This is a genomic window from Paenibacillus sp. GSMTC-2017, from assembly GCF_016019935.1.
Classification (GTDB): domain Bacteria; phylum Bacillota; class Bacilli; order Paenibacillales; family Paenibacillaceae; genus Pristimantibacillus.
Genome location: NZ_JAECMT010000004.1, coordinates 1 through 13,772 on the forward strand (window position 1 = coordinate 1; position 13,772 = coordinate 13,772).

Below are 13,772 nucleotides of genomic sequence, written 5' to 3' on the forward strand. Positions count from 1 at the left end.
GCACTATCTCTAATGCGGTCAGAGGGATGTCAAGACCTGGTAAGGTTCTTCGCGTTGCTTCGAATTAAACCACATACTCCACTGCTTGTGCGGGTCCCCGTCAATTCCTTTGAGTTTCAGTCTTGCGACCGTACTCCCCAGGCGGAATGCTTAATGTGTTAACTTCGGCACCAAGGGTATTGAAACCCCTAACACCTAGCATTCATCGTTTACGGCGTGGACTACCAGGGTATCTAATCCTGTTTGCTCCCCACGCTTTCGCGCCTCAGCGTCAGTTACAGCCCAGAAAGTCGCCTTCGCCACTGGTGTTCCTCCACATCTCTACGCATTTCACCGCTACACGTGGAATTCCACTTTCCTCTTCTGTACTCAAGTTAACCAGTTTCCAATGCGAACCAAGGTTGAGCCTTGGCCTTAAACATCAGACTTAATTAACCGCCTGCGCGCGCTTTACGCCCAATAATTCCGGACAACGCTTGCCCCCTACGTATTACCGCGGCTGCTGGCACGTAGTTAGCCGGGGCTTTCTTCTCAGGTACCGTCACCTTGAGAGCAGTTACTCTCCCAAGCGTTCTTCCCTGGCAACAGAGCTTTACGATCCGAAAACCTTCATCACTCACGCGGCGTTGCTCCGTCAGACTTTCGTCCATTGCGGAAGATTCCCTACTGCTGCCTCCCGTAGGAGTCTGGGCCGTGTCTCAGTCCCAGTGTGGCCGATCACCCTCTCAGGTCGGCTACGCATCGTCGCCTTGGTGAGCCGTTACCTCACCAACTAGCTAATGCGCCGCAGGTCCATCTATAAGTGACAGATTGCTCCGTCTTTCCCGATTCRGCCATGCGACCAAATCGTGTATCCGGTATTAGCATTCGTTTCCGAATGTTATCCCAGTCTTATAGGCAGGTTACCTACGTGTTACTCACCCGTCCGCCGCTAACCATCAGAAGTGCAAGCACTTCATCAAGTCCGCTCGACTTGCATGTATTAGGCACGCCGCCAGCGTTCGTCCTGAGCCAGGATCAAACTCTCCAAATTGGTGTTTGACTTGCTCATTACTTTATATTGCTTTTTCATTACATCCATTAGGATGAATGAGGCAGTTTCGCTCGTTGTTCAGTTTTCAAAGAACAATCTTTTCTTTCATGTTTCTTGCTTGTCGGCCGTTTGTCTCAGCGGCGACTTAGATAATATATCATGTATGCCTAGTGGAATGCAAGTACTTTTTTCATTTTCTTTTAAAAAACTTTAAAATACATTAAAATCATAGCTAATTCCTTGTTAGACAACAGTTTTTAAGCACTTTAAACAATCATTTGAACATCTTTCTTCTATATAAAGAAACGCACCATACCTCAATTATCATAGTTATTGCTCCATGACGATTGATTTAGGTGCGTTTATTAAGCCTTATTTTATAACTTCTATAATATGCAGCTGTCTATTTAACGTTAAGTTCTCGATTACCCCGCCAATGGATACCCATGGTCTTGTTGGATGAGATCGATCCGAGAATATAATCTCACCAATACGGTCATCACTTAATCGTACAACTGTACCATTATGGAACTGTGTTACTTTCTCCACAAAGATTCTCACATAAGTTGGATCAAGCTTGCCAAATGCGTCGCTCTGTATTTGTTCAAGGACAAGATACGGAGATGTAGCCTTTCGGTATGCCTTATTTAGTGTCATGGCGTGGAAAATATCCGCGATACTAACGATTTTGGCGAATGGATGAATCTGCGTTGAATCAATACCTAATGGATAACCTGTACCATCTACCTTTTCATGGTGCTGTAATGCGGCTAACTTTGCCCCTTCAGTTAAAGCTGCCACACTTTTAAGTAGCTGGTAACCATGTACAGTATGACGTTGCATCTCTTCCTTCTCTTCAGAAGTGAGCGCATTAGGTTTTCCGAGTATTGTACGATCAATTCGCACGTTGCCAATATCTTTAAGCAGGCCGGCCAGCGCAACTTGCATCCAATCCTTCTGCGGTAAGCCAACCCATTGTGAAATGAGATAAGATGTAAGTGAGGACGTAACACTATTGTGTAATAGATAGTCCTTCTCTTGAAAAAGTCTCGGTACAAATGTTAATACCCTGTAGCTATCTATATGCTTCAGCAGTTTCTCCAGTTGAACGCGAATATCCATAATCGGCAAACCTTGCCCTGTGACGTATGAGTTGAAAATAAACCGTAGCACTTCGATCATCGCTTCATACTCACGATGAAGCGATGATTGTGGAACTACAGTGTTAATTCCCTGCGTTGCCTCATCTGACCGATCTTCGCCTAATTTCACTTCGCTGAAGCCATTCTCTACTGTCACACTTGGCACAAGGAAAGCTTGCAGAATTTCTATTTCCTTAGGTGTAATGATCTTGCCCTTCTGAAACAATACGCTCCCAAGCGGGGTGAGGACATCTTCTCCGATTTTGTCGCCTAGCTTTAATTGAGCTACTACTACTGTACCCACGGAAGTCCTCTCCCCTTGTGCCTGTTAATCGTTATGAATCAACTTGCAAAAATCAATCTATTCCGTAGTCGTTGAATTTTCGTCCTGTCCTTCTTCATCGGACAAAACTTCATTCTCTTCACTACGTGCAACGCGAGTAACTGTAGCTACCGTATCGTCCTCACGTGTATGAATCAATCTTACCCCTTGTGTATTTCTTCCCATCGAAGAAATACCTTCCATGCTTGTACGGATAAGTGTACCAAGAGATGTCATGATCATAAGGTCTTCTTCATTCTCAACAACTTTAAGAGAAACGATCGGACCATTCTTCTCAGTTACATTAAGTGTCTTAATCCCTTTACCGCCACGGTTTTGGATACGGTATTCACCAATTGGCGTACGTTTTCCATAACCTTTCGAAGTAACGATAAGCACTTCTTTCTCCGGTACAACAACATCCATATCGATTACAGCATCTGCTTCATCAAGACCGATACCCTTAACGCCAGTGGCTGAACGTCCCATAGAACGAACATCCTGTTCTGAGAATCGGATAGACATGCCTTGTGCAGTACCCATAATAATTTCTTGGTTACCGTCTGTCAGCTTCACGCCGATTAGATCGTCATCCTCACGTAAGGATATAGCGATTAGACCAACCTTACGAATATTGACATAATCGTCCAAAGGTGTCTTCTTAACAACACCCTGTCTTGTCGCAAAGAACAAGTAATGTTCAGCATCGAATGCTTGAACCGGGATAACAGCGTTTATCGTCTCACCCTGCTCAATTTGAATCAGGTTGATGATTGGAGTTCCACGTGCTGTGCGGCTAAGATCAGGAATCTCGTACGCTTTAAGTTTGTATACTTTACCTTTGTTCGTGAAGAACAATAGGAAGTGATGTGTATTCGATACAAAGAGATGTTCAACGAAGTCATGCTCCTTCGTATCCATACCGATTACTCCTCTGCCGCCGCGTTTTTGACTGCGGTACGTTGTTACTGGCAGACGTTTGATGTAACCAGAATTTGTGATGGAGATAATGACATCTTCGCGAGGAATAAGATCCTCGTCCAAAATCTCTTCGTCACTTGCCGTAATTTCAGTACGGCGTTCGTCTCCGAATCTCTCTTTGATTTCGTTAAGCTCGGTACTGATAATATCTAGTACAAGCTGCTCATCAGCAAGAATAGCTTTATATTCAGCAATCTTACGCATTAATTCTGCGTATTCCGCTTCAATCTTATCGCGCTCAAGTCCAGTAAGACGTTGAAGACGCATATCCAAGATCGCTTGAGCTTGTTCATGGCTAAGAGAGAATCTTGTAATTAATCCTTCGCGTGCTTCATCAGCATTTAATGATGCACGGATAAGTTTAATAACTTCATCCAAATGATCTAGCGCAATACGCAAGCCTTCAAGTATATGTGCGCGAGCTTCAGCTTTTCTCAAATCAAATTCCGTACGACGACGGATAACGATAATTTGATGCTGTAAGTAGTGATAAAGCATTTCGCGTAAGTTAAGTGTTTTCGGTTCTCCATTAACTAGCGCAAGCATGTTAATACCGAAATTAGATTGAAGCTGTGTTTGTTTGTAAAGATTGTTAAGTACAACACTTGGATTAACATCCCGACGAAGTTCTATGACGACACGCATACCATTACGATCGGATTCATCACGCAGATCTGTTATACCTTCGATCTTTTTTTCACGAACAAGTTCAGCAATTTTCTCAACTAAACGTGCTTTTATAACTTGGTACGGCAGTTCGTGTATAAGAATACGAGCTTTACCATTGTTTTCTTCAATCGTCGCTCTAGCACGCATCGTAACCGATCCGCGTCCTGTTAAATAGGCTTGACGAATACCTTGACGTCCCATAACGAATGCTGCTGTAGGGAAATCTGGTCCTTTTACAAATTCCATTAGCTCAAGCGGTGTAATATCAGGATTACGAATCATCGCTTGTGCACCGTCAATAACTTCATTTAAATTATGTGGTGGAATATTTGTTGCCATACCTACAGCAATACCGGTTACTCCGTTAACGAGTAAGTTTGGATACCGCGCTGGCAACACAACTGGTTCATGTTCTTCACCATCATAGTTCGGAATAAAATCAATTGTTTCTTTGTTAATATCGCGAAGAAGCTCCATTGCCATCTTAGACAAACGTGCTTCTGTATAACGCATGGCTGCTGCCATATCACCGTCAATCGATCCAAAGTTTCCATGACCATCGACTAGCATATAACGCATGGAGAAATCTTGCGCCATCCTAACCATAGACTCATAAACTGCTGAATCACCATGTGGATGGTACTTGCCGATGACCTCGCCTACGATTCTTGCAGACTTCTTATGTGGCTTGTCTGGTGACATGCCCAGCTCAGACATTGCAAACAAAATACGGCGATGTACCGGCTTAAGTCCATCCCTTACATCTGGCAACGCGCGGCTTACGATAATACTCATCGCATAATCCATAAAGGAATCTCGCATCTCCGTACCAATATCGCGGTCTGTCACTGACATTCGTTGTTCTTCCGCCATGCTTTACCTCCCTGACGTCATCTATCTGTAGTCCTTAATAACTAATTCCATTATATTACTTTCTCAAATGAAGCACATATAAACCTTGTACTTACATATGTTCCGATTTGGTCCCTCATATGACTTGTAGAAGGCTGACAAAAAATAGGCCAACGAACAATCTCCATATATGAAAAAAAGTCATAAATTAAACAGAACCAACTTTTATTATACCATTCATTCCATAGTCTGTCTTGTGCCTAGCCGATTGCCATGAAGAAAAACTTAGGGCTTTATCCACTTTAAGCAGGTTCAGTAACAAGCGATAAGATATCATTTATTTCTTTTAAAGAGAGAGGTGCCATTTCGTTGTCCATACAACGGGTAAGAAGCAAATGGGCGAAAACAAAAGTACTTGTGAGATCCAATGATTTAAAGCAATACATTCCACAAACGAAACGCTTCAATCGCGAATCGTTGCTATTGATGATTAATCAACACGAAATGATCTATGTAAAGCCGGATAATGGTACTTTTGGGAAAGGTGTTATTCGCGTTGAGAAAGTAACAGAGCCTTCTGCGGGTTATCGCTATCAAATCAAAACGGATCAAATATTCGTCTCTACGTTTGAAGCACTTTATAACGGTTTGCAGAGTTATACCAGACATAAGGATTATCTTGTACAAAAGGGAGTTTATTTGCTCAAGCACCAAAAGAGGCGTTTCGACATTCGTGTTATGGTACAAAAAAACTTGAGTGATCATTGGGAGACAACAGCAATTATCGGGCGCCTATCGCATCCTGAAAGAATAGTTACAAATTATCATAGCGGCGGAACTATGGTCACATACGAGCGGCTATTATCGACTCATCTATCCCCGACGGAAACTACAGCTTACAAGAAACGACTCGAAAAACTGGGTGCTTCTATCGGTCGTCAGCTTCAGACAGCCTATCCTAGACTAAAAGAGATCGGAGTGGATGTTGCTATTGATACGAAGCTGCATCCTTGGGTACTTGAAGTGAATACAAAACCTCATCCATACATCTACAAAATACTTCCTGACAAAAGTATTTATCGTAAAGTTCGCCGCTACTCTCTCGCGTACGGGGGTATGAAAGCATAACGTAAGTAGGGTGTTGTACAAAAAAAGGAGCAACCATCTCTTAAGATGATTGCTCCCACTTTCTCTATACATCGAGATTCGTTACATATCTCGCAAACTTTTGAATAAACTCACGACGAGGCTCTACATTGTCACCCATAAGCGTATCGAATATTGTATCTGCTTCGATTGCATCTTCAATCGTAACTTGTAGCATAGAACGGCTCTCAGGATCCATCGTTGTTTCCCATAGCTGAATAGCATCCATCTCGCCAAGACCTTTATAACGTTGAATATTAACTTTAACGCCTTCACCGAATTCCGCGAGAATGACGTCTCTTTCTCTCTCTGTTAGAGCATATCGTACATTTTTACCACGCTCGATCTTAAATAGCGGCGGCTGTGCGATGTAAATATAACCTGCTTCGATAATCTCCTTCATATAGCGGTAGAAGAATGTAAGCAGTAGCGTACGAATATGTGCGCCATCGACATCGGCATCCGTCATAATTATGATCTTATGGTAACGTGCTTTTGCGATATCAAAGTCATCGCTAATTCCTGTACCAAGAGCAGTAATAATTGCGCGAATCTCTGCGTTGCCGAGAATACGATCAAGACGTGCTTTTTCAACGTTCAATATTTTTCCACGCAGAGGAAGAATTGCTTGGAAGTGACGATCACGACCCTGTTTCGCAGAACCACCAGCGGAATCTCCTTCGACGATGTAGAGCTCGCTTATTGCTGCATCTTTTGATGAGCAATCCGCTAGTTTACCTGGAAGTGAACCAACCTCTAGCGCACTCTTACGACGAGTTAACTCACGAGCTTTACGTGCGGCTTCGCGAGCACGAGCAGCTTGCAAGCCCTTCTCTACAATACGACGGGATACAGAAGGATTTTCTTCAAGAAACATTTGCAATTTCTCAGCAAAAAATGATTCTACAATTCCACGTACCTCACTATTGCCAAGCTTAGTTTTCGTTTGCCCTTCAAATTGCGGCTCAGGAATTTTCACCGAGATGATAGCTGTTAAGCCTTCGCGTACATCATCACCGGAGAAGTTGGAATCATTATCTTTAAGTAAATTATTTTTACGAGCATAGTCGTTAATTATCCGTGTTAATGCACTCTTGAAGCCAGACTCATGCGTTCCGCCTTCATGTGTATTAATATTATTCGCAAAGGAATAAATATTTTCGGCATAACTATCGTTATATTGAAGCGCTACTTCCACATGAATATGGTCCTTAGCGCCTTCTACGTATATTGGGTTTTCATGCAAAGCGACACGATTACGGTTCAAATAGTTAACGAATTCGATAATACCACCCTCGTATTTAAAAGAGTTGCTAATATCTGTTCGCTCATCTGACAGAACGATTTCAATTCCTTTGTTTAGGAATGCCAGCTCACGTATACGCGATTGCAATATATCATAGTCATACTCTGTCGTTTCAGTGAAAATTTCTGGGTCAGGTTGGAATGTTACTTGAGTACCTGTCTCTTCTGTTTCACCAACAGCCTTAATATCGTATTGTGGTGCACCTCTACGATATTCTTGTTGATAGACCGTTCCGTTACGCTTTACTTGTACGGTAACAAGCTCAGACAATGCGTTAACGACAGATACACCGACGCCATGTAGACCACCGGATACTTTGTAACCCTCACCGCCGAATTTACCGCCTGCGTGGAGCACGGTCATAACGACTTCAAGCGTCGATTTCTGCAGCTTTTCATTCATCCCAATTGGAATGCCTCGACCGTTATCAATTACAGTTATGCTATTGTTTTTGTGAACAATAACATCGATCTTCGTACAATAACCCGCTAGAGCTTCGTCTATACTATTATCGACAACTTCCCATACAAGATGATGAAGTCCTTTGCCACTAGTGGAGCCAATATACATCCCGGGACGTTTGCGTACCGCCTCTAGTCCTTCTAGAACCTGTATCTGACTCTCGTCATACGTATGCTGTTCCAAAGACATGCAAGCTCACTGCTCCTCTCAACTGCTTTCCTGTCATTATCCATTCGCTGCAAAGTGATGAGCCCTTTTTTTCAGCGTTGAGGATGATATAGGGGAATAATATATTTTTTTCTTTGTAACAACGATCGACTTCGGATCTTCTTCGCCTATCGTTTCAACGTCCTTGCGCTTACGCGCACCTGCAACGAATTGCTTGGATAGCTTGGAGGATTGCTCGATGGAAATATCGAATATGGCTACCAGTTCAACAGCTCTGATAATTTTTTCGCCGCCCAAATGTATATACATCTCTCCGCCTCACCTCTCCTCAATCGTGCTATACCGTCACTTTACCTTCTTGCACATAATAGATACCGGCATCGTGGAGTCTGCTTGTGTTGACGCTCTCCAGGCCGGTCGTTGTAATAAACGTTTGTACTTTGTTTTGAAAGGTTTCTATGAGCTGCGTTTGCCGATTCTGATCCAGTTCGGACAATACGTCATCAAGCAGCAGAAGAGGATATTCTCCTATTTCTTCGTTGATGAGCTCAATCTCTGCCAGCTTAAGGGATAGTGCGGTCGTGCGCTGCTGTCCTTGTGATCCGAATACTTGTGCTTCTTTATCGTTAATAAAGAACGCCAAATCATCGCGATGTGGACCAGCCAGTGTAACACCTCTCCGAATCTCCTGATCTTTCACCTGTGTTAACTTTATCATAAATTGATCAAATAAAACAGATTCATCTTGCAGTGCATCCGTATCAAAGGACGGGCGATACGATATGGTTAGCTTCTCAGCCCCGTTCGTAATACCTGCATGAATCTGTTCTGCATAAGTTTGAAGTTTATTAATAAAGTGTTTCCTTTTTTTCATAATCTTAACACCAAGCTCTGCAAGCTGAATATTCCATACTTCGAGCATGGCATTATTCACATTACCTGGAGATGCACTCTTCAAGTAATTGTTACGCTGTTGAAGAACTTTGCCGTATTGCTGAAGCGTATATAAATAGCTGGGCTGTACTTGTCCGATTTCCATATCAAGAAATCTTCGTCTTACTCCCGGTGTCCCTTTTACAATTTCAAGATCTTCTGGAGCGAACATGACAACATTCACCGAGCCAATAAAGTTGCTTAGTTTACGCTGCTCTAATCCATTGATCTTTGCCTTCTTGCCTTGTGTAGAAAATAATAAATCCAAACTTACGGAACCATACTTTTTGTCCACCACACCAGAAACTCTAGCGGATTCAGATTGCCATCCAATAAGTTCCTTATCCTTCGATGTTCGATGTGACTTCGATAAGGCGAGTGTAAATATGGCTTCCAGTAGATTTGTTTTACCTTGTGCGTTAGGTCCTAAAAAAACGTTAACCTTATTCGTTGTAGACAATTCAAGATTGCTATAGTTGCGGTAATTTTGTAATTCAATGCTCGTTAAGAACACGATTTAACCTCCCGGTCCCTATGCGCATTATGATTTTGTTACAACAAAAACGCCGCAGCCCTCTACTTCTACTTTATCTCCTGCGTAAAGCTTTCTGCCCCGACGGTTATCAACATCTCCGTTTATGTGGATAACATTTTCCTGAAGGAAAAACTTCGCTTGTCCACCTGTGGATATACAATCGGATAGTTTCAAAAACTGTCCAAGCGCGATATATTCCGTACTAATTGCTATTTCTTTCATCTTGTTGACTTCCTCTCTTTGCCCCTTTGGACGTTAACCCGGAATCCTGTATGGCAAAATGACATACATACTGTAATCATGATCCATCGGTTTGATAATGATTGGGCGCATTGGTCCCGTAAATCCAAAAAACAGCTGTTCACTGTCAATAACCTTTAGAACATCAAGCATATATTTAGAGTTGAAAGCGATACGTAGTGGATCACCCGTAAATTGTTTTGCATCCAGCTGCTCTGTTACTCTTCCTAGCTCAGTTGAGCTCGAAGAAATTTCAATAATACCATCTTCCATCGTCGCCAAACGAACGATATTTGTTTTTTCTTCACGAGACATCAAATAAGCACGATCAATTGCATCCATTACTTTTTTTGTATCTAACACAAGTTCTGTTTCGAAAACTTGTGGAATAATTTTTGAAGTATCGGGATATGTGCCATCAAGGATACGTGTGTAGAATAACACGTTATCAACTTTAAATAAAACTTGATTGTCTGCAACTACGATATCGATAAGTGTATTTTGATCTGGAATTAGTCTCGATAGTTCGTTAAGCGTCTTTGCAGAAATAACGATATTGCTGAAGTTTATGGTGCTATCAACATCGACCTTTGTTGTGCGGCTAGCAAGGCGATGACGATCCGTAGCAACAAACTTCAGTTCACCTTCCTGCAGCTTCCAAAGAACACCTGTAAGAATTGGCGTTTGTTCGCTTGTTGATGCTGCAAGCACCGTTTGTCTAATCATCGACTTGATTAGATCACCTGGAATTTGAAGAATGTTTTCTTGTTCAATCGATGGCAGGATCGGGAATTCTTCAGGATCTAGACCAACCATCTGAATTTCTGTTGATCCAGAACGAATGACTGTCTGATACTGTGATCCAACCTCAATGCTAACTTCTTCAGAGGGCAATTTTTTAACGATTTCTACAAAAAACTTTGCAGGAAGAACAACACTACCTGGCTTTTCTACTTGTGCATTAATAATATCGTCTTGTTCTACTGTGATAAAACTTTGAATAGATATATCTGTATCACTTGCAGTTAGTGTTACAAATTGATGGTTGACGTCAATTTTAATGCCTCCAAGGATCGGAATGGCTGGACGAGTCGAGGCGGCTTTTGCCACTTGTTGAATTGCATCGTTTAGCTTATTTTTGGAGATCGTTAATTTCAATTTCGTCACCCGTTTCAGCGTTATTTTGATGATATGTTTTTAAAGATTTTTTAGTAGTAGTAGTAGTAGGGGCACTGAATATGTGGATAACCCCAAAAAACAGGGATAAAGCAAGCCTATCCACATGTGCATAGCTTGTGCATAGGCTTGCTTAGTTGTTCACATATTATTTTTGATTTTTTCGGTTAAATTTTGGAGAATTTTGAATAGCTCTTGATCGACCTTTAGCTGCTGTGTAATTTTCTCGTGTGCATGGATTACGGTAGTGTGATCTCTACCTCCAAATGCTTCCCCGATCTTCGGCAACGAATAGTCGGTAAGTTCCCTTGAAAGATACATAGCGATCTGTCTCGGATAAGCAACAGCTTTCGTACGTTTCCGTGCTTTAAATTCCTCCATACGAAGACCGTAGAATTCTCCTACTTTCGCTTGAATATCTCCCATTGTGATCATTCGTGGTCTACCCGATGGAATAATATCTTTTAGCGCTTCAGCTGCTAGATGAGACGTAATATCTGCATTTATGAGCGAAGAATAGGCTACTACTCGAATAAGAGCACCTTCCAGCTCTCGAATATTCGTATTGATTTGACTGGCAATATAGTTCATCGCTTCGTTTGGAATATCAAGGTTTTCTGAACGTGCCTTTTTACGCAATATGGCGATTCTAGTTTCCAAGTCTGGCGGCTGAATATCGGTTATTAATCCCCATTCAAACCGTGAACGCAAGCGATCTTCAAGCGTTGGAATCTCTTTCGGTGGACGGTCACTTGAGATGACGATATGTTTCCGTTCTTCATGCAGCGCATTGAATGTGTGGAAAAATTCCTCTTGTGTTTGTTCCTTTCCAGCCAAAAATTGAATGTCATCGATAAGCAAGACGTCTATATTTCGGTATTTTGTCCGGAAACTCTCACCTTGATTGTCACGAATAGCATTAATGAACTCATTCGTAAACTTTTCGGAGGAGATATATAGCACTTTCGTGTTTGGGTTGTGGTCCATAATATAGTGGCCAATTGCATGCATTAAATGCGTTTTACCAAGTCCAACGCCTCCATATAAGAACAAGGGATTGTAAACTTTGGCCGGAGCTTCCGCTACAGCTAGCGATGCTGCATGTGCAAATCGGTTATTTGCGCCAACAACAAAAGTGTCGAACGTATATTTTGGATTTAGCATATGTGAATGCGTTTCTTCTACTGCAACATTCGATTTGGACGGTTTATGCTGTACAACTACATTTTGCTCGTTGTTTTTTGGTTCACCAATCGAAAATTTCACATCAACCTGTCTGCCTAAAAATTCATACAAGGTCGTTCTAATTAGCTTGGTATAGCGACCTTCCAGCCATTCTGCAGCAAATGTTGTTGGCGCGGTTACTTCAAGTACTGAATCATCAACAAACGAAGCTTTCGTTTCTTTAAACCAGGTGTCATAACTTGGCTTGCTTAGTTTTGTCTGGATGATTGACAATACTTGTTGCCATAAATCATAAGTATGGCTGTCCACAGACTGTCACTCCTTATCTTCAATCGCCGGATGGCGCAGTTACGCAGAATTATGTCGAAAACCTTTCTTTATATACGAAAATATCCACATTATGACGGATAATTAAGTTACGAGTTATAAATAGGGGATAAGTTTGTTCACAATGTTATCCACAGGCTGTTAATAAGATTGTGGGCATAGTGGTGTAATCCACAACGAAAACATAATAATCATAGCAAATGAATCCTTATATTTCAACGAATTTACTGATTTTATCCACATCGTCAATAACTTGTGTATAAAAGCTATCCACAACACTACATATTGTTTATATCATGTTAAGAATTCGACAAAGTTCGTTTTGACCTCTTACATTTTATCCACATGTTATTACTTTTTGACGAAGGGAATAGATCCTTACTTTTATCCACATGCTGAATAAGTGAACGTGCGAGGACGATTGCGGCCAGGAGGCTGGACATTGACTTTGGGCTGTTATCGTGCTTTAATAGAAAAAGCGATTTTTGCGAAAAAACGGCATGCGTCGTTATACTCAGATTCACATGTAATATAGGAGGTGCAGCTTAATGAGACCTACATTTAAACCGAATGTAAGCAAACGTGCAAAAGTTCACGGATTCCGTAAACGTATGAGTTCAGCGAACGGTCGTAAAGTTTTGGCGGCTCGTCGTCAAAAAGGTAGAAAAGTACTAAGCGCGTAAGCAGAAGACCACGTCTGGTGGTCTTTTTTTTGTTCAATTTTAGCGAGTGAGTCAATTGAGGATTCTTCTAATATGTATATGGAAACGGTGGAGAGCAGTCATGCGTAGAAAATTGCGTCTTCGGAACCGCGAAGATTTCAGCCGTATTTATAGAGGTGGCAAATCATTCGCGAATGGGCAGTTTGTCGTGTATTGGTCGAAACAGAGGATTGCTGATCCATTCCGCCTTGGTGTATCTACCAGCAAAAAAATCGGCAACGCTGTTATGCGTAATCGAATGAGACGAATGGTGAAGGAAATTGTTCGCCATCTAGAAAATCGAATCGTTCCGAATACAGATCTCATTCTAATAGTAAGAAAGCCTGCAACGACGATGACTCTAAAAGAGATGGAAAAGAGCATTAATCATGTGCTCAAAAAATCGGGATTATTAAAATAAATGAAGTGGAACGAAAGCTGTACCGCCAATGGTCGGTTACAGCCGTTTACGCTTGAAATATAAGGTCGATAAGCATAATAGGCTTATCTTGTTCTTCTATTTCTCCGCGAAACGAAAGTTGCGTCTCCTTAGGTCGACCGCAACCGTTTACGCTTGTTTATTTGTGTAATAAA

At 41.8% G+C, this 13,772-nt stretch carries 11 protein-coding genes and 1 rRNA gene; 3 read left to right on the top strand and 9 right to left on the bottom strand.

Going from position 1 to position 13,772, the window contains the following annotated elements; genetic code table 11:
* The 3 genes from I6N90_RS15930 to gyrA all read right to left on the bottom strand — a co-directional run.
* Positions 1-1,033, bottom strand: a 16S ribosomal RNA gene (locus I6N90_RS15930); the annotation flags it as partial.
* 372 nt (positions 1,034-1,405) lie between these two features.
* Complete coding sequence (locus I6N90_RS15935) at positions 1,406-2,479, bottom strand: HD-GYP domain-containing protein (RefSeq protein ID WP_197936633.1); 1,074 nt, start codon at positions 2,477-2,479, stop codon at positions 1,406-1,408.
* A gap of 57 nt (positions 2,480-2,536) precedes the next feature.
* Entirely contained in the window at positions 2,537-5,020 is a 2,484-nt protein-coding gene (gene gyrA / locus I6N90_RS15940; RefSeq protein WP_197936634.1) for a DNA gyrase subunit A, read from the bottom strand.
* Between the two features lie 348 nt (positions 5,021-5,368).
* Here gyrA and I6N90_RS15945 point away from each other — a divergent pair, with 348 nt between their 5' ends.
* Complete coding sequence (locus I6N90_RS15945; protein ID WP_197936635.1) at positions 5,369-6,127, top strand: YheC/YheD family protein; 759 nt, start codon at positions 5,369-5,371, stop codon at positions 6,125-6,127.
* A 64-nt stretch (positions 6,128-6,191) separates the two neighbouring features.
* On the opposite strand, the gene gyrB is transcribed toward I6N90_RS15945, so the two are convergent.
* The 6 genes from gyrB to dnaA form a co-directional block, all read right to left on the bottom strand.
* Entirely contained in the window at positions 6,192-8,102 is a 1,911-nt protein-coding gene (gene gyrB / locus I6N90_RS15950) for a DNA topoisomerase (ATP-hydrolyzing) subunit B (protein WP_197936636.1), read from the bottom strand.
* A 36-nt stretch (positions 8,103-8,138) separates the two neighbouring features.
* Complete coding sequence (gene remB, locus I6N90_RS15955) at positions 8,139-8,390, bottom strand: extracellular matrix regulator RemB (RefSeq protein WP_197936637.1); 252 nt, start codon at positions 8,388-8,390, stop codon at positions 8,139-8,141.
* A 28-nt stretch (positions 8,391-8,418) separates the two neighbouring features.
* The gene (gene recF / locus I6N90_RS15960; RefSeq protein ID WP_197936638.1) at positions 8,419-9,528 is read right to left on the bottom strand and encodes a DNA replication/repair protein RecF; all 1,110 of its coding nucleotides are present in this window, start codon (positions 9,526-9,528) and stop codon (positions 8,419-8,421) included.
* A 27-nt stretch (positions 9,529-9,555) separates the two neighbouring features.
* Positions 9,556-9,771 carry a S4 domain-containing protein YaaA gene (gene yaaA / locus I6N90_RS15965; protein WP_197936639.1) on the bottom strand — a complete coding sequence of 72 codons (216 nt, stop codon included), beginning with the start codon at positions 9,769-9,771 and terminating at the stop codon, positions 9,556-9,558.
* Between the two features lie 33 nt (positions 9,772-9,804).
* Positions 9,805-10,947, bottom strand: a complete 1,143-nt coding sequence (gene dnaN / locus I6N90_RS15970) for a DNA polymerase III subunit beta (RefSeq protein WP_197937159.1) — start codon at positions 10,945-10,947, stop codon at positions 9,805-9,807.
* Positions 10,948-11,106: 159 nt separating this feature from the next.
* Positions 11,107-12,459: a chromosomal replication initiator protein DnaA gene (dnaA, locus tag I6N90_RS15975; RefSeq protein ID WP_197936640.1), complete on the bottom strand. Its 1,353-nt coding sequence runs from the start codon at positions 12,457-12,459 to the stop codon at positions 11,107-11,109.
* A 566-nt stretch (positions 12,460-13,025) separates the two neighbouring features.
* On the opposite strand from dnaA, the gene rpmH reads away from it, so the two are divergent.
* Together rpmH and rnpA are read left to right on the top strand one after the other, a co-directional pair.
* Positions 13,026-13,160 carry a 50S ribosomal protein L34 gene (gene rpmH / locus I6N90_RS15980; RefSeq protein WP_197936641.1) on the top strand — a complete coding sequence of 45 codons (135 nt, stop codon included), beginning with the start codon at positions 13,026-13,028 and terminating at the stop codon, positions 13,158-13,160.
* A 100-nt stretch (positions 13,161-13,260) separates the two neighbouring features.
* Complete coding sequence (gene rnpA / locus I6N90_RS15985) at positions 13,261-13,599, top strand: ribonuclease P protein component (RefSeq protein WP_197936642.1); 339 nt, start codon at positions 13,261-13,263, stop codon at positions 13,597-13,599.
* The last annotated feature ends 173 nt before the right edge of the window (positions 13,600-13,772 follow it).